Here is an 18,944-nt window from a genome sequence, read left to right on the forward strand (position 1 = left end):
TTAACCTCTGAGGAAGAATTGTGAAACTATCACTAATGGTAGCTATATCGAAGAATGGAGTTATCGGGAATGGCCCTGATATTCCATGGAGTGCCAAAGGTGAACAGCTCCTGTTTAAAGCTATTACCTATAACCAATGGCTGTTGGTTGGACGCAAGACTTTTGAATCAATGGGAGCATTACCCAACCGAAAGTATGCGGTCGTAACACGTTCAAGTTTTACATCTGACAATGAGAACGTAGTGATCTTTCCATCAATTAAAGATGCTTTAACCAACCTAAAGAAAATAACGGATCATGTCATTGTTTCAGGTGGTGGGGAGATATACAAAAGCCTGATCGATCAAGTAGATACACTACATATATCTACAATAGACATCGAGCCGGAAGGTGATGTTTACTTTCCTGAAATCCCCAGCAATTTTAGGCCAGTTTTTACCCAAGACTTCGCCTCTAACATAAATTATAGTTACCAAATCTGGCAAAAGGGTTAACAAGTGGCAGCAACGGATTCGCAAACCTGTCACGCCTTTTGTACCAAAAGCCGCGCCAGGTTTGCGATCCGCTGTGCCAGGCGTTACGACGTTGCTGGCCGTACATTTGTACGGCTCCGCAGTGGATGGCGGCCTGAAGCCACACAGTGATATTGATTTGCTGGTTACGGTGACCGTAAGGCTTGATGAAACAACGCGGCGAGCTTTGATCAACGACCTTTTGGAAACTTCGGCTTCCCCTGGAGAGAGCGAGATTCTCCGCGCTGTAGAAGTCACCATTGTTGTGCACGACGACATCATTCCGTGGCGTTATCCAGCTAAGCGCGAACTGCAATTTGGAGAATGGCAGCGCAATGACATTCTTGCAGGTATCTTCGAGCCAGCCACGATCGACATTGATCTGGCTATCTTGCTGACAAAAGCAAGAGAACATAGCGTTGCCTTGGTAGGTCCAGCGGCGGAGGAACTCTTTGATCCGGTTCCTGAACAGGATCTATTTGAGGCGCTAAATGAAACCTTAACGCTATGGAACTCGCCGCCCGACTGGGCTGGCGATGAGCGAAATGTAGTGCTTACGTTGTCCCGCATTTGGTACAGCGCAGTAACCGGCAGAATCGCGCCGAAGGATGTCGCTGCCGACTGGGCAATGGAGCGCCTGCCGGCCCAGTATCAGCCCGTCATACTTGAAGCTAGACAGGCTTATCTTGGACAAGAAGAAGATCGCTTGGCCTCGCGCGCAGATCAGTTGGAAGAATTTGTTCACTACGTGAAAGGCGAGATCACCAAGGTAGTCGGCAAATAATGTCTAACAATTCGTTCAAGCCGACGCCGCTTCGCGGCGCGGCTTAACTCAAGCGTTAGCGCCCACGAACGGAGATCACGATGGCCTGGATATACCTGATCCTCGCTGGACTCTTTGAGATTGGCTGGCCCGTCGGACTGAAGATGGCGCAGGTACCGGAAACCCGATGGAGTGGTGTTGGCATTGCGGTCGCGTTTATGGCCGTGAGTGGCTTTCTGCTATGGCTGGCTCAGCGGCACATTCCCATCGGTACTGCCTACGCTGTTTGGACGGGCATCGGTGCGGCTGGCACCTTCCTCGTCGGCGTTCTTTACTACGGAGATCCAACATCAGTTGCGCGGTACTTTGGCGTGGCGCTCATTGTTGCCGGGGTCATCACGCTCAAGCTCGCGCACTGAGGTGTGGGCGCTAACAATTCATATATGGACTCTCCCCACAAGCAGTGAGGAAAGCTTTTTCGATCCTGTCGTCAGCGCGGTTGCATTCGTATATCCGGCCTTGTCGTGGGCTGCGCCCTGGCCATTCTGTAGTTCGCGCAGCGGGGGCCAAGCGTTCAAACGATCCCGAAGATCATGATTGTTATCGGCCTTGTTCCGCTGCAGGACTCGCCTGTTCCGACAGTCTCGCTTCTCACCACAACCGCAAGAAATAACGCGTCTTCCTGATTACCCCGCCGTCAGGCGGGCCTTGCACTCTGCCAGTCGCCACTGAAGCGGCGTTCGTGGCACCACACCGCCCAGCAGATCCTCACCAGTTTGTTCGCCAGGGCCACGGCAGCCTTGTTGTGGCCGATGCGTTCGGCCGTCTGCAGGGCCCAGCGCTGCAGCTGGGTCAGGCGTTGCGGCGTACGTGCCTGGCAGCGCTTGGCGGCCAGCAACGCCGCGCGGGCGCCGTGGATCAGCAGCGTTCGCACGTAAACATTGCCCTTGCAGCTGATGCGGCCGAGCTTGCGGCGCTCGCCGCTGCTGTATTCGTTGGGTGTCATGCCCAGCCAGGCGCTCAGATGCCGGCCGCTGGCGAAGCGTTCGGGCGTGCCGACAGCCGTTTTCAGGGCGCTGGCGGTGAGCAGCCCGATGCCGCTGACCTCGTCGAGCCTGTGCACGATCTCGTCGTCGGCATGCCAGCGCGCCAGCTGCTCCTCGCACTCGCGCATCGATTGTTCGTAGAGACTGATCTCGGCCAACAGTACCTGCAGCGCGCCGCGCAAGGCGCAGACTTCCGGACGCTCGATCAGCTCGCAGGCCTGACGCAGGAACGCCTGGGTGCCGTTGGGCGCGGCCACGCCCATCTCGCGCAGGATGCCGCGCAGCAGGTTGATGCGCTGGACGCGGGTCTTCTTCCAGGCCTCGCGCATTTTGTGCAGCTGCTGCACCTGTTGCTGCTGCACGCTTTTGACCGGCACCGGACGGATGCCCTCGCAACGAGCCGCCTCCAGGATCGCATCGCAGTCGTTGCGATCGGTCTTACTGCGCCGCCGGTAGGCGCGCACGTAGCGCGGATGCAGCAGCACCACGCGATGCCCCGCCGCCTGCATCAACCGGCCCCAGTGGTGAGCCGTGCCGCAGGCCTCCATCACCCACTCGACAGGCTCCGGCTGCTCCTGTACATAACGCCAGAATGCCTCCGGATCGAGCCGCCTGCGACGATCCACCCGACCGACATGGATACTTTCGGCAACCTGGTAAACGGACTTGGCCAAATCAATTGCAATGCGTTTCATCTTCACTCTCCCGGCAAACAGACACCTCGTGTCTTATAGAAGAAACGCGGTGCGGGGAGAGTCCATTACAGCCTTCAAGCCGAAGCCGCTTCGCGGCGCGGCTTAATTCGGGCGTTAGATGCACTAAGCACATAATTGCTCACAGCCAAACTATCAGGTCAAGTCTGCTTTTATTATTTTTAAGCGTGCATAATAAGCCCTACACAAATTGGGAGATATATCATGAAAGGCTGGCTTTTTCTTGTTATCGCAATAGTTGGCGAAGTAATCGCAACATCCGCATTAAAATCTAGCGAGGGCTTTACTAAGCTTGCCCCTTCCGCCGTTGTCATAATCGGTTATGGCATCGCATTTTATTTTCTTTCTCTGGTTCTGAAATCCATCCCTGTCGGTGTTGCTTATGCAGTCTGGTCGGGACTCGGCGTCGTCATAATTACAGCCATTGCCTGGTTGCTTCATGGGCAAAAGCTTGATGCGTGGGGCTTTGTAGGTATGGGGCTCATAATTGCTGCCTTTTTGCTCGCCCGATCCCCATCGTGGAAGTCGCTGCGGAGGCCGACGCCATGGTGACGGTGTTCGGCATTCTGAATCTCACCGAGGACTCCTTCTTCGATGAGAGCCGGCGGCTAGACCCCGCCGGCGCTGTCACCGCGGCGATCGAAATGCTGCGAGTCGGATCAGACGTCGTGGATGTCGGACCGGCCGCCAGCCATCCGGACGCGAGGCCTGTATCGCCGGCCGATGAGATCAGACGTATTGCGCCGCTCTTAGACGCCCTGTCCGATCAGATGCACCGTGTTTCAATCGACAGCTTCCAACCGGAAACCCAGCGCTATGCGCTCAAGCGCGGCGTGGGCTACCTGAACGATATCCAAGGATTTCCTGACCCTGCGCTCTATCCCGATATTGCTGAGGCGGACTGCAGGCTGGTGGTTATGCACTCAGCGCAGCGGGATGGCATCGCCACCCGCACCGGTCACCTTCGACCCGAAGACGCGCTCGACGAGATTGTGCGGTTCTTCGAGGCGCGGGTTTCCGCCTTGCGACGGAGCGGGGTCGCTGCCGACCGGCTCATCCTCGATCCGGGGATGGGATTTTTCTTGAGCCCCGCACCGGAAACATCGCTGCACGTGCTGTCGAACCTTCAAAAGCTGAAGTCGGCGTTGGGGCTTCCGCTATTGGTCTCGGTGTCGCGGAAATCCTTCTTGGGCGCCACCGTTGGCCTTCCTGTAAAGGATCTGGGTCCAGCGAGCCTTGCGGCGGAACTTCACGCGATCGGCAATGGCGCTGACTACGTCCGCACCCACGCGCCTGGAGATCTGCGAAGCGCAATCACCTTCTCGGAAACCCTCGCGAAATTTCGCAGTCGCGACGCCAGAGACCGAGGGTTAGATCATGCCTAGCATTCACCTTCCGGCCGCCCGCTAGCGGACCCTGGTCAGGATCCGCGAAGGTGGGCGCAGACATGCTGGGCTCGTCAGGATCAAACTGCACTATGAGGCGGCGGTTCATACCGCGCCAGGGGAGCGAATGGACAGCGAGGAGCCTCCGAACGTTCGGGTCGCCTGCTCGGGTGATATCGACGAGGTTGTGCGGCTGATGCACGACGCTGCGGCGTGGATGTCCGCCAAGGGAACGCCCGCCTGGGACGTCGCGCGGATCGACCGGACATTCGCGGAGACCTTCGTCCTGAGATCCGAGCTCCTAGTCGCGAGTTGCAGCGACGGCATCGTCGGCTGTTGCACCTTGTCGGCCGAGGATCCCGAGTTCTGGCCCGACGCCCTCAAGGGGGAGGCCGCATATCTGCACAAGCTCGCGGTGCGACGGACACATGCGGGCCGGGGTGTCAGCTCCGCGCTGATCGAGGCTTGCCGCCATGCCGCGCGAACGCAGGGGTGCGCCAAGCTGCGGCTCGACTGCCACCCGAACCTGCGTGGCCTATACGAGCGGCTCGGATTCACCCACGTCGACACTTTCAATCCCGGCTGGGATCCAACCTTCATCGCAGAACGCCTAGAACTCGAAATCTAACGTCCGTTCGGGCATCGAGGTCCATGTCGGGGTGGGACGGGCCCGTGGCTTCAAGATCACTTGCAGTCCGACCGCGATGTCTTGGTTGCGCGAGAGGTTGTCGACAGGCCATGCTGAGTGTGCGATGGTTGATCGCTTCCTCGCCGCTCTCCACGGCGACGATGGCCGCCGCCATCAGCAAGTGCGCCAGTTCCCCTATGGTGCCCTCGCTGCGTGTGAGCAGGTAGCGAGCCATGTCCAGCGTGGCAATTGGGGAAGGCCGGCGCAGCGGGAGCGAAGCGGCGAAGCTGGCCAGCAGTGAGCAGCAATCGTCGTTGGCCTCCCATACCGGCAGCATCATCGGCTCGAAGCGATTTTCCAACTGGTCATCGGAGCGGATGGCTAGGTAGGCGTCGCGCGTGCCTACCCCAACCAACGGGATGCGCAGTTCGTTGCCGAGGAAGCGCAGCAGGTTGAGGAATTCCCGGCGGTTGACGCTGTTGCCGGCCAGCACGTTGTGCAGCTCGTCGATCACCAGCATGCGCACGCCGACCTTGCGCAGCAGTGCCAGAGCCAGTTGCTCCATTTCCGGCAACCGTGGGCGTGGGCGCAGCGGCGCGCCCATCGCGGCGAGCAGCGCGACGTAGAAGCGGATCACGGACGGCTCGGACGGCATCTGCACGACCAACACCGGGATGTGCTCCTGGTCGGCGTCGGAGCTGGCCGGGTGGGTGCGGCGGAACTTCTCGACGATCATCGACTTGCCATTGTTGGTCGGGCCAACCAGCAGCAGGTTGGGCATGCGTTGCTTGTTTGGCCACGCATAAAGGGCTTCCAGCCGGTTCAGCGCCTCGACTGCGCGCGGATAGCCGATCCAGCGGTCGGCGCGAAGGCGCTGGATGCGCTCGTCCGCCGGAAGACGGGCCAAGCCCTGGGCCGCCGGCAGCAGGTGGGACAGGTCGATGATGGGATATTCGTCCACGGCTACCACTCCTCAATCTGGTCGAACGGTTTGGCGGGTGGCAAGTTGTCTGCCTGCGGGTCGGCAATATCCGTATCCGGCGGAACGGGCTTGTCCGGCCGAGCTGATGTCTTGAGGTGCTGGCGGCGATCCGCGTCACGCCGCGCCTTGCGTGTGGCCTTCTGCGCGCTGGTCACAATCTCACGCATCTGGCCGATCATGCGGAACAGCGCCGACTCATCCACCTGTTCGCGCCCTTGCTGCCGCAGTTTCGCCAGCGCCTGCCGTTGTTCCCAGAGGGTGACAGCCGGATGCGACAAGGTACGGTAGGGAATTTCCAGGTAATGCTGTCCCTCCGGTTCCAGGACCCAGATACGGCTGATGTCGCGCGGATCGCGCCGGATCAGAAAGGACGGCCAGCGTTCACGCCGCGCAATCCACGGCTTGAGCGCATCGGCGTAGTAGTGGATGTGGTCGATGACAAAGCCGGTGCGGGTCAGCGTGCGCCGGAGGATCGGCAGAAAATCGACCAGGAACGAAGTAGCGCGTGTGACGACGGCCGGTACGCCGACACGCGCCACGGCCTCGGCCCAGCGCGCGGCCGGCGGTTGGAGCAGGCCGTTGTGCACCGAACCGTGGTAGGTGCCGACCGCCAATGTGAGCCAGCGCTCTAGCTCGCGCAGCGTCAGGGCGGCCTTGTTTTCGGAATCGTAGTCGCCGCGCTGGTCAGGGTTGGAGAAGGTCGTTCCCGGCAGTTCGTCGTGAATCATCTGCATCGCCGTGCCGATGATCCGTTCCACGATGCCGCCATAGTGCGGCTGTCCCAGCGGGCGATAGTCCAGCCGGATGCCATGCTGCTCGCAACCCCGGCGCAGGGCCTCGCTCTTGAACTCGGCCGCGTTGTCTAGGTAGAGCAGCAAGGGCTTGCCGCTCATCTGCCAATCCATTTCCACGTTCAGTCCTTCCAGCCAAGGGCGCTTGTCGCAGGCGACATGCACGAGGCACAGGCCAACCGAAACGGCAGACGGCGCTTCCAGCGTGACGACCATGCCGAGCACGCAGCGGGTGAACACGTCGATGGCGAGGGTCAGGTACGGGCGGCCAATAGGTTGCCGGTCGCGGTCATCGACCACGATCAGGTCGATGACCGTATGGTCTATCTGCACCTGCTCCAGCGGCGCGGTCACGGCAGGAGGCTCGCCGCCCACACCTTGTAGGTCACGAGCGGCATCCTGGCCTTCCCGCCGGCGGATGACCTTGCGCGGGTCAAGGCTAGCGATCCGTAAGGCCACGGTATTGCGCGCCGGCACTCGCAGTTTTTGAGCCTTGCACACCTGAGTGACTTCGCGGTGAAAGGCCGCTAGGCTGCGCTTCTGCTTGGTCAGGAACCGCTTTTGCAGTAGCTCGTGGATGACGCGCTCGACCGGTTCCGGCAAGCGCCCCTTACCTTTACCTCCACCGGACTGGCCGGGCACCAGATCCGTCACGAGGCCGCTGCCTTGCCGGGCACGCCGGATCAGAACGTATACCTGGCGCCGAGACAAGCCCAGCGCCTGAGCCGCCATATCGGCCGCTTCGTGCCCGACCGTCTCCGACTGCGCCAACGGACTGATGATCTCCGCACGACGGCGCGCACGCTCCCAAGCCTCATCAGGCAGAGTGGCCACGCCTTGTTCTGGAATCCGTGGGGTGTCCGTCGCCATGCTCACCTCGCTTTGGTGCACACGAGTATTGAGCATAGTCGAGATTGGTGCAGATCACTTCTGATATTGAACTGTCAGGAGCTGGCTGCACAACAGCCATTACGCCCAATCAACTGGTGCAGTCGTCTTCTGAAAATGACATCCATGCCCAGCCCGTGCGCGAGCTGGATCACCGCCCGCACGATAGTTTGGTCACGGGCATCATCCGGGAGCCTGGCGACAAAGGATTGGTCGATTTTCAATGTGGTGATGGGGCAGCATTTCAGATGTTGCAGGCAGGAATAGCCGGTGCCGAAGTCGTCGGCGGCGAAGCGCACGCCGATGGCGCGCAAGGCGTCGAAACTGGCGAACAGGGCTGGATTGCCGAATGCGACCGATTCGGTCAGTTCGATCTCCAGAAGCTCGGCGGGCAGGGCCATATCGGCCAGCACCCGCTTTACCTCGTCGTCGAACGTTGGCCCAACCTGGCTGGCGGACACATTGATGGCAAGACGGAACGGTTGCCATGCCGGTCCTTGCCACTTGTGCATCTGGCGACAGGCCTCGCCCAGCACCCACGCGCCTATTTCCGGCATCAGGCCGAACGACTCGGCCAGCGGCAGGAACTGGCCGGGCGGCAACAGGCCAAGCCTCGGATGCCGCCAGCGCATCAACGCTTCCGCGCCAGCGATCCGGTGATCGCGCAGATCGACCAGCGGCTGGTAATGCAGGTCAAGCTGTCCGCGCGCCGCCGCCTGCGCCAACTCGGCCGCCGTCCATCCGGCGGGCTGCGAACTCGTCATGATCCGCCCCGGAAGGCGCGCAGCAGCCGCGTTACGGCCAGAACGAACAAGCCGGTCAGCGCGAGCGCGGCAACACCCCAATGCTCGCCAAGGAAGGCACCGGCGGTCGTCCCGGCCAGCACGGCGGCGAGAATCGGCAGATGGCAGGGGCAGGTCAACACGGCCAGCGCACCCCACAGGTAGCCGGAAACGGGTTGGCGCGTCTCGGGCGGCAGTTTGTCAGGGGCGTTCACGGCAATGCCTCCTCGTGCGCCCGCTCGGCTGGCATGGAGGCCAGTTGCGCGTCCAGATGGGCCAACGCCGCGCGCCGCCGCTCGACCAACTGGCGCAGCACGGCAAGCTGCGCTGCGGCTTGTGCGCCGTCCGCTGCGTCGAGCGCACGGCACAGCCGCGCCAGGGCATCCAGGCCGATACCCGCCTCGAAGGCCGCGCGCACGAAGCACAGCCGTTGCAAGGCCGCATCGTCGAACACGCCGTAGCCGCCCGTGGTGCAGGCCACCGGCCGTAACAAGCCGCGCACCAGGTAGTCGCGCACGATATGTACGCTCACCCCAGCGTTATGGGCCAGTTGCGATACCGTGTAGGCGCTCATCGCACACCTCCTTGTCCTCACCCGGCGCAGCAGGAAAGCTGCTTCACATCCTTGTTGAAGGTCTGCGCCGCGAGCTTCAACCCTTCGACCATCGTCAGGTAGGGGAACAACTGGTCGGCCAGTTCCTGCACCGTCATCCGGTTGCGAATCGCCAGTGCGGCCGTCTGGATCAGTTCGCCCGCTTCCGGGGCCACTGCCTGCACGCCGATCAGTCGTCCGCTGCCTTCTTCAACCACCAGTTTGATGAAGCCGCGCGTGTCGAAGTTGGCGAGCGCGCGCGGCACGTTGTCCAGCGTTAGCGTGCGACTATCAGTTTTGATGCCGTCATGGTGCGCTTCCGCCTCGCTGTAGCCTACGGTCGCCACTTGCGGGTCGGTGAACACCACGGCCGGCATCGCGGTCAGGTTCAGGGCCGCGTCACCGCCGGTCATGTTGATCGCGGCGCGAGTGCCGGCCGCTGCCGCCACATAGACGAACTGCGGCTGGTCGGTGCAGTCGCCTGCGGCGTAGATGTGTTCCACGCTTGTAGGGGTCTGACGCTCAGTGGAACGAAAACTCACGTTAAGGGATTTTGGTCATGAGATTATCAAAAAGGATCTTCACCTAGATCCTTTTAAATTAAAAATGAAGTTTTAAATCAATCTAAAGTATATATGAGTAAACTTGGTCTGACAGTTACCAATGCTTAATCAGTGAGGCACCTATCTCAGCGATCTGTCTATTTCGTTCATCCATAGTTGCCTGACTCCCCGTCGTGTAGATAACTACGATACGGGAGGGCTTACCATCTGGCCCCAGTGCTGCAATGATACCGCGAGACCCACGCTCACCGGCTCCAGATTTATCAGCAATAAACCAGCCAGCCGGAAGGGCCGAGCGCAGAAGTGGTCCTGCAACTTTATCCGCCTCCATCCAGTCTATTAATTGTTGCCGGGAAGCTAGAGTAAGTAGTTCGCCAGTTAATAGTTTGCGCAACGTTGTTGCCATTGCTGCAGGCATCGTGGTGTCACGCTCGTCGTTTGGTATGGCTTCATTCAGCTCCGGTTCCCAACGATCAAGGCGAGTTACATGATCCCCCATGTTGTGCAAAAAAGCGGTTAGCTCCTTCGGTCCTCCGATCGTTGTCAGAAGTAAGTTGGCAGCAGTGTTATCACTCATGGTTATGGCAGCACTGCATAATTCTCTTACTGTCATGCCATCCGTAAGATGCTTTTCTGTGACTGGTGAGTACTCAACCAAGTCATTCTGAGAATAGTGTATGCGGCGACCGAGTTGCTCTTGCCCGGCGTCAACACGGGATAATACCGCACCACATAGCAGAACTTTAAAAGTGCTCATCATTGGAAAACGTTCTTCGGGGCGAAAACTCTCAAGGATCTTACCGCTGTTGAGATCCAGTTCGATGTAACCCACTCGTGCACCCAACTGATCTTCAGCATCTTTTACTTTCACCAGCGTTTCTGGGTGAGCAAAAACAGGAAGGCAAAATGCCGCAAAAAAGGGAATAAGGGCGACACGAAAATGTTGAATACTCATACTCTTCCTTTTTCAATATTATTGAAGCATTTACCAGGGTTATTGTCTCATGAGCGGATACATATTTGAATGTATTTAGAAAAATAAACAAATAGGGGTTCCGCGCACATTTCCCCGAAAAGTGCCACCTGACGTCTAAGAAACCATTATTATCATGACATTAACCTATAAAAATAGGCGTATCACGAGGCCCTTTCGTCTTCAAGAATTTTATAAACCGTGGAGCGGGCAATACTGAGCTGATGAGCAATTTCCGTTGCACCAGTGCCCTTCTGATGAAGCGTCAGCACGACGTTCCTGTCCACGGTACGCCTGCGGCCAAATTTGATTCCTTTCAGCTTTGCTTCCTGTCGGCCCTCATTCGTGCGTTCTAGGATCCTCCGGCGTTCAGCCTGTGCCACAGCCGACAGGATGGTGACCACCATTTGCCCCATATCACCGTCGGTACTGATCCCGTCATCAATGAACCGGACTGCCACGCCCTGAGCGTCAAATTCCTTTATCAGTTGGATCATATCGGCAGTGTCGCGGCCAAGACGGTCGAGCTTCTTAACCAGAATGACATCACCTTCCTCCACCTTCATCCTCAGCAAATCCAGCCCTTCCCGGTCTGTTGAACTGCCGGATGCCTTATCGGTAAATATACGGTTTGCTTTCACACCTGCGTCTTTGAGTGCTCTGACCTGAAGATCAAGAGACTGCTGACTGGTTGAGACCCGAGCGTAACCAAAAAGTCGCATAAAAATGTACCTTAAATCGAATATCGGACAACTCATGTCTATTATTACAAATTTACGATTTAATAGACATATTAATGTAACAGTTTTACGATGTCCGATAATTTATAATATTTCGGACGGTTGCGAAATTGTTAATTCATGACCATCAGGCAGGGAGGCCGGTATGCCCGTCGATTTTCTGACCACTGAGCAGGAACTGAATTATGGTCGCTATGTTGCAGAACCCAATGACGTGCAGCTGGCGCGCTATTTTCATCTTGATGAGCGGGATCTTGCCTTCATTAACCAGCGGCGGGGAAGGCATAACCGGCTGGGAATTGCGCTTCAGCTCACCACCGCCCGTTTTCTGGGCACCTTTCTGACAGACTTAACCCGGGTTCTGCCAGGTGTTCAGCAATTTGTCGCGGTGCAGCTTAATATTCGCCGTCCAGAAGTCCTTACCCGCTACGCAGAACGGGTTACCACCCTCAGAGAGCATACTGCGCTGATTAAGGAATATTACGGTTACCATGAATTTGGCGATTTCCCCTGGTCTTTCCGCCTGAAGCGCCTGCTGTACACCCGCGCATGGCTCAGTAATGAGCGACCCGGCCTTATGTTTGATTTTGCCACCGCGTGGCTGCTTCAGAATAAGGTCCTGCTGCCCGGAGCAACCACACTTGTACGTCTCGTCAGTGAAATACGCGAACGGGCAAATCAGCGGCTGTGGAAGAAACTGGCCGCGTTGCCGGACAGCTGGCAGACCGCCCGCGTGACGGATCTTCTGGACATTCCTGAGGGGCAGCGTACTTCACCGCTGGAGCAACTGAAAAAGGGACCGGTCACCGTCAGCGGCCCGGCATTTACCGAAGCGCTGGAGCGGTATATCCGGCTGCGAAACCTGGAATTTTCCCGACTGAATTTTACCGGTCTGCCTGCTATACAACTGCGTAATTTGGCCCGTTACGCAGGCATGGCGTCGGTAAAATATATCGCGCGAATGCCACAGCAGAGAAAACTGGCCGTACTCACAGCATTCGTTAAAGCGCAGGAGACTGCGGCGCTGGATGAGGCCGTTGATGTGCTCGATATGCTGATACTGGATATCACTCGTGCGGCGAAGAAAACGGGGCAGAAAAAACGGCTCAGGACGCTTAAAGATCTTGATCGTGCTGCGCTAATATTGGCGCGGGCATGTTCATTGTTGCTGGATGAACAGGCTGACGATGCTGAACTGAGGGAGACCATATTCAACAGCATACCGAAAAGCAGGCTGGCAGAATCCGTCTGCAAGGTAAATGAGCTGGCCCGGCCTCAGAACAACAATTTCCATGACGAAATGGTGGAGCAGTACGGGCGGGTAAAGCGCTTTCTTCCGGCGGTATTGCGCGACCTGCATTTCCAGGCAGCGCCAGCCGGAGAACATACGTTGTCCGCCATTCATTATCTGACCGAACTGAACTGCTCGAAAAAGCGCATCCTGGACAATGCGCCTGAACATATTATTACCGGCCCCTGGAAACGCCTGGTATACGATGCGGAGGGCCGGATACAGCGTGCCGGTTACTCGCTTTGTCTGCTGGAGCGCCTTCAGGATGCACTACGTCGAAGGGACATCTGGCTCGAAAACAGCGATCGCTGGGGAAATCCCCGCGAGAAGCTGTTGCAGGGGGAAGAATGGCAGGCTCAGCGGGTCCCCGTTTGCCGGGCGCTGGGACATCCCACTGATGGACATAAAGGCGTGCAACAGTTGGCGGTCCAGCTAGATGAAACCTGGAAAACCGTCGCATCCCGCTTTGAAGGAAATGCGGAGGTTCATATTTGCCATGACGGTAAACATCCTTCCCTGACTATCAGCAGCCTGGAGAAACTGGAGGAGCCAACATCGTTGCATCGTCTCAACAGTCGGGTAAGGCTGCTACTCCCGCCAGTAGATTTGACGGAACTGTTGCTTGAAATAGATGCCAGAACGGGATTTACACGTGAGTTTACGCATGTCAGTGAATCCGGGGCCCGGGCACAGGATCTGCACATCAGCCTGTGCGCGGTCCTGATGGCAGAGGCCTGCAATATCGGGCTGGAACCGCTGATAAAGCACAATATACCGGCGCTGACGCGCCACCGGCTTAGCTGGGTAAAACAGAATTACCTCCGGGCAGAAACGCTGGTCAGCGCCAATGCCCGCCTGGTTGATTTTCAGTCCACACTGGAGCTTGCTGGCCGCTGGGGTGGTGGCGAAGTGGCTTCAGCTGATGGCATGCGCTTTGTCACGCCGGTGAAAACCGTCAATTCAGGACCTAACAGAAAATATTTTGGTTCCGGACGTGGCATCACCTGGTACAACTTCGTCTCTGATCAGTACTCTGGATTCCACGGCATCGTTGTCCCCGGCACATTACGAGATTCCATTTTTGTGCTGGAAGGCCTTCTGGAGCAGCAGACAGGGCTGAATCCGGTTGAGATCATGACAGACACAGCCGGTACCAGCGACATTATTTTTGGCCTCTTCTGGCTGCTGGGATACCAGTTTTCCCCCCGGCTTGCCGATGCCGGTGAAGCGGTATTCTGGCGAGTGGATAAATCGGCAAATTACGGTGCACTGGACGAACTGGCACGTGGTTGTGCCGATCTGTCGAAAGCCGAGGATCAGTGGGATGAGATGATGCGAACCGCCGGTTCGCTGAAACTGGGCACCATTCATGCTTCAGAACTCATTCGCTCTTTGCTGAAAAGCTCGCGCCCATCAGGGCTGGCACAGGCGATCATGGAAGTGGGGCGCGTCAACAAGACGCTGTACCTTCTTAATTATATTGATGATGAGGATTATCGTCGGCGGATCCTGACGCAGCTAAACCGGGGGGAAGGCCGCCATGCTGTGGCGAGGGCGATCTGCTACGGGCAGCGCGGTGAGATCAGAAAGCGCTATCGTGAAGGTCAGGAAGATCAGCTGGGGGCACTGGGCCTGGTCACTAACGCAGTGGTACTGTGGAACACACTTTATATGCAGGAAGCCCTGAGCTGGATACGCAGTAATGGAGAAGAAATCGGGGTTGAAGATATCGCCCGGTTGTCCCCACTGATGCACGGGCATATCAATATGCTGGGGCATTATACGTTTACGCTACCGGAGGATATTTTGAAGGGGGAACTGAGAGAACTAAATTTCAATTTAAACAATGAATTAACTTCTTAGCGTACGTTTTCGTTCCATTGGCTCTCAAACCCCATGTTGGAGGCATCTTCGCCGTCGTCCCCGCTCTCGAGGCGCAACGCCGCATCGACGCGAATGCTGCATGCATCGAGGGTTGACCCTAGTTCGAGATCGACGAGATTGCCGTCCTTGACGCGGTATTCGCGGTCATAGCCTTTGGCGATGAATGACTGGACTGCTTCTAGAACGTCGGTCACCTGGGAGGTCATGGAAGCACCTTCATCTTGAACTGGATTGGACACGCTCGCGCACAAAGCGCGCTGTGACTCGGCGGACGGAGAAGCTCGCGAAGTGCGTTACTCATAGCCACTTGGCCTTCTTGAAGCGCATGAATAGGAGAAGGCAGAACACCGCTATCACTCCGAGCACGACGAAGTAGCCATATGGCGTGTCCAGTTCCGGCATGTGCTTGAAGTTCATGCCATATATTCCGGCGATCGCCGTCGGGACCGCCAAGATCGCCGCCCAGGCCGCGAGCTGGCGAGTGACCACACCGATCCTTTGCGCTTCCAGAAGGCTGCTGGCCTCGAAGACCGTGGACAGGACAAGCAGGAGGCCGTCGACCATGGACTGCACGCGGTGGACATGGTCCGCGACGTCGTGGAAATATGGTGTCATTTCGGCGCTGATGCAGGGAAAGTGGCCGCGAACGAGCTTTCGCACCAGCTCGGCCATAGCCCCGAGCGTGCGCTGGAACCGCGTGAGTTCGGACCTTAGTTCGAAGATTCGCGCCACCTCTTCTGGCTCGAGGAAATCGTGCAGCGACCGTCGCTCCATCGCCAGGACGTCGTCCTCGATCATTTCGAAGATGGGCAGATACTGGTCGACCACTCGGTGCAAGATCGCGTGCAGCACATAGTCGACACCCTTGCCGAACTGCGTCGGCGATGCCTCGAGTTGCTCCCGAAGTTTGCCCAGCGCTCCGGCATTGCCGTGCCGCACGGTGATAAGGTGATTGTGACCGGTGAAGATCGCCATCTTGCCGTAGCTGATCCGGTCGCCGACCAGCTCGGCGGTCTGGGCGACGACGTACAACTCATCGTTGTAGACCTCGAGCTTGGGCGGGCACAGCGGGTGCATGGCGTTGTCGATCGCCAAAGGATGGAGGTTATACGTCGTCTGGATCGCGCTGAGTTCGTCTGCGGTGGGCTCGCTAAGCGCGATCCAGCAGAAGCCCGAGCGATTCTCGTTTAGTTCGACGTGCTCATCGAGCCTGATTTCACGGACTCGCTTACCTTCGTTGTAATAATATGCGGCGATAATGGTCATGCAGGGGTCGTCTCAGAAAACGGAAAATAAAGCACGCTAAGCGTGCGTGGAGGCTGGCACCCAGCGGTACAGCGTCGGAATGGACACGCCGAGGTTCTTGGCCACGTCCTTGGGCGGCACCCCGCTGGCCAGCAGCTTCTTGGCCGACTCGATCTTGCTGTCGGTCATCTTCGGCTTGCGGCCGCCTTTGCGGCCGAGCTGCTTGGCGACTTCCAGCCCGGCGCGGGTGCGCTCGACGGTCAGCTCGCGCTCCATTTCGGCAAGGCTCGCCATGACGTGGAAGAAGAACCGCCCGGATGGTGTGCCGGTGTCGATGGAGTCGGTGAGGCTCCTGAACTGGACACCGTGCTTGTGCAGATCGCCGACCAGATCGACCAGTTGCTTGACCGACCGGCCCAGCCGGTCGAGCTTCCAGACGACCAAAGTATCGCCTTCGCGCAGCATTTCGAGCGTCTTGGCCAAGCCAGGCCGGTCTGCCCGCGTGCCACTCACCTTGTCCTCGAAGACCTTTTTACATCCGGCCTTGCTCAAGGCTTCGCGTTGCAGCTCCAGGTTCTGATCCTGCGTCGAGACGCGCGCATAGCCAATCAACATGGCTTGTCTCGCGCCCGGTCGATGCGTTCCTGCATCGCCTGCATCACTTCTTCGTGGGTGTACGATCTGGCGTTGGCGTCGGTGGCTTGCCGCAGGGCTTCCTCAACCTCGCGCGTCATCCGCTCGTAATCCTCCGGCCACAGCGCTTGCTCCATGCGCAGCGACGCCTGACCCAGCAGGTGCAGCAGGCTGAACAGCCGCATGTCGTTGGTGGCGACGATGCGCTCCCGAATCTGCTCCTGAATAGCTTCGCTAGCCCGATGCGCTTGTGGTGTGGCAGTCCCCTCGTAGTCAGCGGGGAATTCCGCTTCCTCGGCAATCCTTGCCCAGGCGCTGGCCAGCGCCTCGATGGTTGACGTGCTCATTTCCGCCGCTCCTGTGCTCTTTGGCGAATCAACCGGCCAAGGGGCCTCGACGCGAAAACCAGCAGCATCACGCCTATCGGATACCAGGTCGAGAAGACCACCAAGGCATCGAAGGCTGGCCGTCCGGTGTTGGTAGGCAGTACGGCGGTCACAGCCATCAACCCGCCGACCGTCCAGATGATGCGCCACACGTAGGGCATCACGCGGGGCACGTAGCCGTCATCGAAAGCGGTCTGGTAGTAGCGGCGCAGGCCGCGCTCGGCAAGCGCCTGGCGCTGCCGCTCCGACAGCGCATCCGTCCGGCCATACCAGCGCCGGAATGGTGGACAGCGCAGCAGCAAAGGGGTGAAGAGGATCATCACCGCCACGATCGCGACACCCCACGCCATGACGGCGCCGGCATCGGGCCGCTTGGCGTTCTCGATCACGGGCGCGAAGACGCCCGGAGCACCGATCATCCAGAACAGCGCAATGTGCTGATGGAAGGAGAGCTTCATTTGCTCATCCACTTGCGCAGCAGGCGCTTTTTCAGGGAGGCGCGTTCTTGCGGGTTGCGTCCCTTGTGATTGGCGATGCGATCCGCCGTGGCGGCCTGGCGCTTGACGGGCCAGTAGGAGCGGCCATCCTTGCCCATCGACCAGACGCTGCTGGCCTGGTTTTCCAGCAGGGGCAGATGGGCGCTCAGGGCTTCGGGCGACGCGCTGGTCAGCGCCGTGCTCTCACGGGTGCGCCAGCGCTGATGCCAGAGCTTCTTGTCCTCGCGCTCGCTGCCGCAGGTCGTGTGCCCGACGATGGGTGTTTTGCGGCGGCTGCGGCTCATAACGTAGTGGTCTCCAAGAACATTCAGGACTGATCCCAGGCGTCGATGGTCAAGACCTGATCGGCAGGACAGGCGGCTACGCGGTCGGGAACTGGATGGTGTTCAGTCTCATGCCGACCCCATTCGATTGATCGCGTCGCTTGCGGCACGCTGCGACGCAAGGAGGTTTGCGACCTGGTTTAGCAGCCGTGTCCGCTGCATGTCTGTTACCTATCTCCCCGACCGCTCATTGGACCAACTCCAGAGATTGGGCTCTATCGCTCAGCCAATACGAAACCGGCATTGGCTGATGCCACAACCGAGACGAACACAAATGGCTCGGTACCTGTATTTCGCGCCCCGTGCACTTGGCCCGGTCTTGCCACGGCTATCTCACCTTCCCTGAGGGCACGAACAATCCCATTGCCCTGAAAGTAATCAGCCATTCCCGACAAAACAGTCCACGTGTCTTGGCCGTGAGGATGAATGTGAGCCGCAATTTCCTGCCCGGGATGGACATGCCAAACCACGATAATTGAGTCTCGGGTTTCAAGCACAACGGAACGAATAGGCTCGCCTTCGGACGGCTGAACATACTCGGCTACAGAAAATATTCTCGATTCAACAGTCATCGGAGATCCCTCTTTCACAGTTGTCGTTACGGTCTTCATCGTCGGCATCCTGACGCACGGCGGGCAATTGCTGGAGCAACGCCGGCAGCCATTCCTGTACCGTCTCCCACACCACATCGAGGTTGATGTCGAAATAGCCGTGAGCCATGCGATTACGCATATTGCGCATGCTGCGCCACGGCACGTCGGCATGCGCCTGGGTGAACTCGACGTAGCCATCCATCACCTTTGTGGCCGCCTCGCCGATGACGATCAGGCTCATGATGACGGCCTGCTGGGTGCGCTTGTCGGCCAAGAAGTCGTCCTTGGCCATCCCTTCCACGAAGCTGCGCGCATCGGTTGCGGCCTGCTGAATGTGGTCGAGGTAATCGGGCAGGCGGTTCTCGCTCATATCGGTTGCGCCTCCGCGAGCACCTTGGCCCGGAACTTCGGCGGCAGGTCGCCGGGAGTCAGCAGATCGACGTCAACGCCGAGCAGCGATTTCAGTTCTTCTTCCAAATCGCCCAAGTCCAACAACGTGGCACCGGGCAGCGCATCGACCAACAGGTCGAGGTCGCTGCCATCCCGGTCGGTGCCATGCAGCACCGAGCCGAAGACGCGCGGGTTCGCGGCGCGAAAGCGGCCTACCGCTTCACGCACTGCGCTTCGCTTCATGTCAAGCACAACAGACGGTCGCATGCGCATCCTTTCTTATCGAAACTCGTTGAGATGATATGCAATCAAGAATAGAATTTCAAGAACTATTTTCGAGAATC

Annotated in this window: 23 protein-coding genes and 2 pseudogenes; 7 read left to right on the forward strand and 18 right to left on the reverse strand. The window is 58.4% G+C overall.

The annotated features are described in order from the left end of the window. The first annotated feature begins 20 nt into the window (after positions 1–20). The 3 genes and pseudogenes from dfrA1 (at position 21) to smr (ending at position 1,694) form a co-directional block, all read left to right on the forward strand. Positions 21–494 carry a trimethoprim-resistant dihydrofolate reductase DfrA1 gene (gene dfrA1 / locus DBR02_RS24060; protein ID WP_000777555.1) on the forward strand — a complete coding sequence of 158 codons (474 nt, stop codon included), beginning with the start codon at positions 21–23 and terminating at the stop codon, positions 492–494. Between the two features lie 88 nt (positions 495–582). After that, positions 583–1,296, forward strand: a pseudogene (locus DBR02_RS24065) (AadA family aminoglycoside 3''-O-nucleotidyltransferase); the annotation flags it as partial. An 80-nt stretch (positions 1,297–1,376) separates the two neighbouring features. Continuing rightward, a complete protein-coding gene (smr, locus tag DBR02_RS24070) occupies positions 1,377–1,694 on the forward strand; it encodes a multidrug efflux SMR transporter Smr (protein ID WP_032491400.1) in 318 nt (105 codons plus the stop codon). Positions 1,695–1,972: 278 nt separating this feature from the next. Here smr and DBR02_RS24075 read toward each other — a convergent pair whose 3' ends face one another. Further along, positions 1,973–3,016 (reverse strand): IS110 family transposase, encoded by a 1,044-nt coding sequence (locus DBR02_RS24075; protein ID WP_032492010.1) that lies wholly within the window; start codon positions 3,014–3,016, stop codon positions 1,973–1,975. Between the two features lie 222 nt (positions 3,017–3,238). Here DBR02_RS24075 and DBR02_RS24080 point away from each other — a divergent pair, with 222 nt between their 5' ends. The 3 genes from DBR02_RS24080 (at position 3,239) to DBR02_RS24095 (ending at position 5,047) form a co-directional block, all read left to right on the forward strand. Beyond that, on the forward strand, positions 3,239–3,586 hold the full coding sequence (locus DBR02_RS24080) for a quaternary ammonium compound efflux SMR transporter QacE delta 1 (protein WP_000679427.1): 348 nt from the start codon (positions 3,239–3,241) through the stop codon (positions 3,584–3,586). Then, positions 3,580–4,419: a sulfonamide-resistant dihydropteroate synthase Sul1 gene (gene sul1 / locus DBR02_RS24085; protein ID WP_000259031.1), complete on the forward strand. Its 840-nt coding sequence runs from the start codon at positions 3,580–3,582 to the stop codon at positions 4,417–4,419. The genes DBR02_RS24080 and sul1 overlap by 7 nt, the downstream gene beginning before the upstream one ends. A 127-nt stretch (positions 4,420–4,546) precedes the next feature. Continuing rightward, positions 4,547–5,047, forward strand: coding sequence for a GNAT family N-acetyltransferase (locus tag DBR02_RS24095; RefSeq protein ID WP_000376623.1), 501 nt, complete (start codon positions 4,547–4,549; stop codon positions 5,045–5,047). Here DBR02_RS24095 and DBR02_RS24100 read toward each other — a convergent pair. The 8 genes and pseudogenes from DBR02_RS24100 to DBR02_RS24140 all read right to left on the reverse strand — a co-directional run bounded on the left by DBR02_RS24100 (position 5,016) and on the right by DBR02_RS24140 (position 11,340). Further along, positions 5,016–6,008: a TniB family NTP-binding protein gene (locus DBR02_RS24100; RefSeq protein WP_001381192.1), complete on the reverse strand. Its 993-nt coding sequence runs from the start codon at positions 6,006–6,008 to the stop codon at positions 5,016–5,018. The genes DBR02_RS24095 and DBR02_RS24100 overlap by 32 nt on opposite strands. 2 nt (positions 6,009–6,010) lie before the next feature. Next, entirely contained in the window at positions 6,011–7,690 is a 1,680-nt protein-coding gene (locus DBR02_RS24105; RefSeq protein WP_000179844.1) for a Mu transposase C-terminal domain-containing protein, read from the reverse strand. Positions 7,691–7,764: 74 nt separating this feature from the next. Continuing rightward, positions 7,765–8,433 (reverse strand): EAL domain-containing protein, encoded by a 669-nt coding sequence (locus DBR02_RS24115; RefSeq protein ID WP_001300294.1) that lies wholly within the window; start codon positions 8,431–8,433, stop codon positions 7,765–7,767. Between the two features lie 35 nt (positions 8,434–8,468). Beyond that, entirely contained in the window at positions 8,469–8,705 is a 237-nt protein-coding gene (gene merE / locus DBR02_RS24120) for a broad-spectrum mercury transporter MerE (RefSeq protein ID WP_000993386.1), read from the reverse strand. Then, positions 8,702–9,064, reverse strand: coding sequence for a mercury resistance co-regulator MerD (gene merD, locus DBR02_RS24125; RefSeq protein WP_001277456.1), 363 nt, complete (start codon positions 9,062–9,064; stop codon positions 8,702–8,704). Before merD ends, merE begins: the two co-directional genes overlap by 4 nt. Before the next feature lie 17 nt (positions 9,065–9,081). Continuing rightward, positions 9,082–9,591, reverse strand: a pseudogene (locus tag DBR02_RS24130) (mercury(II) reductase); the annotation flags it as partial. Positions 9,592–9,739: 148 nt separating this feature from the next. Next, the gene (locus tag DBR02_RS24135) at positions 9,740–10,600 is read right to left on the reverse strand and encodes a broad-spectrum class A beta-lactamase TEM-1 (protein ID WP_000027057.1); all 861 of its coding nucleotides are present in this window, start codon (positions 10,598–10,600) and stop codon (positions 9,740–9,742) included. A 182-nt stretch (positions 10,601–10,782) separates the two neighbouring features. Then, positions 10,783–11,340: a recombinase family protein gene (locus DBR02_RS24140; RefSeq protein ID WP_001235713.1), complete on the reverse strand. Its 558-nt coding sequence runs from the start codon at positions 11,338–11,340 to the stop codon at positions 10,783–10,785. Positions 11,341–11,503: 163 nt separating this feature from the next. Here DBR02_RS24140 and DBR02_RS24145 point away from each other — a divergent pair, with 163 nt between their 5' ends. After that, on the forward strand, positions 11,504–14,512 hold the full coding sequence (locus tag DBR02_RS24145; RefSeq protein WP_047721822.1) for a Tn3 family transposase: 3,009 nt from the start codon (positions 11,504–11,506) through the stop codon (positions 14,510–14,512). On the opposite strand, the gene DBR02_RS24150 is transcribed toward DBR02_RS24145, so the two are convergent. The 9 genes from DBR02_RS24150 to DBR02_RS24190 all read right to left on the reverse strand — a co-directional run bounded on the left by DBR02_RS24150 (position 14,509) and on the right by DBR02_RS24190 (position 18,867). Next, positions 14,509–14,739: a hypothetical protein gene (locus DBR02_RS24150; protein WP_227649764.1), complete on the reverse strand. Its 231-nt coding sequence runs from the start codon at positions 14,737–14,739 to the stop codon at positions 14,509–14,511. The two genes, DBR02_RS24145 and DBR02_RS24150, sit on opposite strands and share 4 nt — an antisense overlap. Positions 14,740–14,830: 91 nt before the next feature. Further along, positions 14,831–15,799: a magnesium and cobalt transport protein CorA gene (locus tag DBR02_RS24155; RefSeq protein ID WP_032640602.1), complete on the reverse strand. Its 969-nt coding sequence runs from the start codon at positions 15,797–15,799 to the stop codon at positions 14,831–14,833. A 36-nt stretch (positions 15,800–15,835) separates the two neighbouring features. Further along, complete coding sequence (locus DBR02_RS24160) at positions 15,836–16,393, reverse strand: recombinase family protein (protein ID WP_003100847.1); 558 nt, start codon at positions 16,391–16,393, stop codon at positions 15,836–15,838. Next, positions 16,387–16,758, reverse strand: coding sequence for a hypothetical protein (locus DBR02_RS24165; RefSeq protein WP_003100853.1), 372 nt, complete (start codon positions 16,756–16,758; stop codon positions 16,387–16,389). Before DBR02_RS24165 ends, DBR02_RS24160 begins: the two co-directional genes overlap by 7 nt. Beyond that, positions 16,755–17,255: a hypothetical protein gene (locus DBR02_RS24170; protein WP_003100856.1), complete on the reverse strand. Its 501-nt coding sequence runs from the start codon at positions 17,253–17,255 to the stop codon at positions 16,755–16,757. The genes DBR02_RS24165 and DBR02_RS24170 overlap by 4 nt, the downstream gene beginning before the upstream one ends. Then, positions 17,252–17,578 carry a hypothetical protein gene (locus DBR02_RS24175; RefSeq protein ID WP_006812576.1) on the reverse strand — a complete coding sequence of 109 codons (327 nt, stop codon included), beginning with the start codon at positions 17,576–17,578 and terminating at the stop codon, positions 17,252–17,254. The genes DBR02_RS24170 and DBR02_RS24175 overlap by 4 nt, the downstream gene beginning before the upstream one ends. Before the next feature lie 254 nt (positions 17,579–17,832). Beyond that, entirely contained in the window at positions 17,833–18,189 is a 357-nt protein-coding gene (locus DBR02_RS24180; protein ID WP_003465043.1) for a cupin domain-containing protein, read from the reverse strand. Further along, complete coding sequence (locus DBR02_RS24185) at positions 18,179–18,580, reverse strand: HepT-like ribonuclease domain-containing protein (RefSeq protein WP_001293886.1); 402 nt, start codon at positions 18,578–18,580, stop codon at positions 18,179–18,181. Before DBR02_RS24185 ends, DBR02_RS24180 begins: the two co-directional genes overlap by 11 nt. Beyond that, positions 18,577–18,867 (reverse strand): nucleotidyltransferase family protein, encoded by a 291-nt coding sequence (locus DBR02_RS24190; protein WP_001247892.1) that lies wholly within the window; start codon positions 18,865–18,867, stop codon positions 18,577–18,579. The genes DBR02_RS24185 and DBR02_RS24190 overlap by 4 nt, the downstream gene beginning before the upstream one ends. Between the last annotated feature and the right edge of the window lie 77 nt (positions 18,868–18,944).

Source organism: Enterobacter cloacae complex sp. (assembly GCF_900322725.1).
GTDB lineage: Bacteria > Pseudomonadota > Gammaproteobacteria > Enterobacterales > Enterobacteriaceae > Enterobacter > Enterobacter quasihormaechei.

Bases quoted from the DNA above. Each gene is read 5' to 3' on its own strand.
- DBR02_RS24175 (WP_006812576.1), bottom strand. From the start codon at position 17,578: ATGAGCCGCAGCCGCCGCAAAACACCCATCGTCGGGCACACGACCTGC.
- DBR02_RS24140 (WP_001235713.1), bottom strand. From the start codon at position 11,340: ATGCGACTTTTTGGTTACGCTCGGGTCTCAACCAGTCAGCAGTCTCTT.
- DBR02_RS24150 (WP_227649764.1), bottom strand. From the start codon at position 14,739: ATGACCTCCCAGGTGACCGACGTTCTAGAAGCAGTCCAGTCATTCATC.
- DBR02_RS24180 (WP_003465043.1), bottom strand. From the start codon at position 18,189: ATGACTGTTGAATCGAGAATATTTTCTGTAGCCGAGTATGTTCAGCCG.
- sul1 (WP_000259031.1), top strand. From the start codon at position 3,580: ATGGTGACGGTGTTCGGCATTCTGAATCTCACCGAGGACTCCTTCTTC.
- DBR02_RS24095 (WP_000376623.1), top strand. From the start codon at position 4,547: ATGGACAGCGAGGAGCCTCCGAACGTTCGGGTCGCCTGCTCGGGTGAT.
- DBR02_RS24080 (WP_000679427.1), top strand. From the start codon at position 3,239: ATGAAAGGCTGGCTTTTTCTTGTTATCGCAATAGTTGGCGAAGTAATC.
- smr (WP_032491400.1), top strand. From the start codon at position 1,377: ATGGCCTGGATATACCTGATCCTCGCTGGACTCTTTGAGATTGGCTGG.
- merD (WP_001277456.1), bottom strand. From the start codon at position 9,064: ATGAGCGCCTACACGGTATCGCAACTGGCCCATAACGCTGGGGTGAGC.
- DBR02_RS24135 (WP_000027057.1), bottom strand. From the start codon at position 10,600: ATGAGTATTCAACATTTTCGTGTCGCCCTTATTCCCTTTTTTGCGGCA.
- DBR02_RS24105 (WP_000179844.1), bottom strand. From the start codon at position 7,690: ATGGCGACGGACACCCCACGGATTCCAGAACAAGGCGTGGCCACTCTG.
- DBR02_RS24165 (WP_003100853.1), bottom strand. From the start codon at position 16,758: ATGAGCACGTCAACCATCGAGGCGCTGGCCAGCGCCTGGGCAAGGATT.
- DBR02_RS24160 (WP_003100847.1), bottom strand. From the start codon at position 16,393: ATGTTGATTGGCTATGCGCGCGTCTCGACGCAGGATCAGAACCTGGAG.
- DBR02_RS24075 (WP_032492010.1), bottom strand. From the start codon at position 3,016: ATGAAACGCATTGCAATTGATTTGGCCAAGTCCGTTTACCAGGTTGCC.
- DBR02_RS24155 (WP_032640602.1), bottom strand. From the start codon at position 15,799: ATGACCATTATCGCCGCATATTATTACAACGAAGGTAAGCGAGTCCGT.
- DBR02_RS24170 (WP_003100856.1), bottom strand. From the start codon at position 17,255: ATGAAGCTCTCCTTCCATCAGCACATTGCGCTGTTCTGGATGATCGGT.
- DBR02_RS24185 (WP_001293886.1), bottom strand. From the start codon at position 18,580: ATGAGCGAGAACCGCCTGCCCGATTACCTCGACCACATTCAGCAGGCC.
- DBR02_RS24190 (WP_001247892.1), bottom strand. From the start codon at position 18,867: ATGCGACCGTCTGTTGTGCTTGACATGAAGCGAAGCGCAGTGCGTGAA.
- DBR02_RS24145 (WP_047721822.1), top strand. From the start codon at position 11,504: ATGCCCGTCGATTTTCTGACCACTGAGCAGGAACTGAATTATGGTCGC.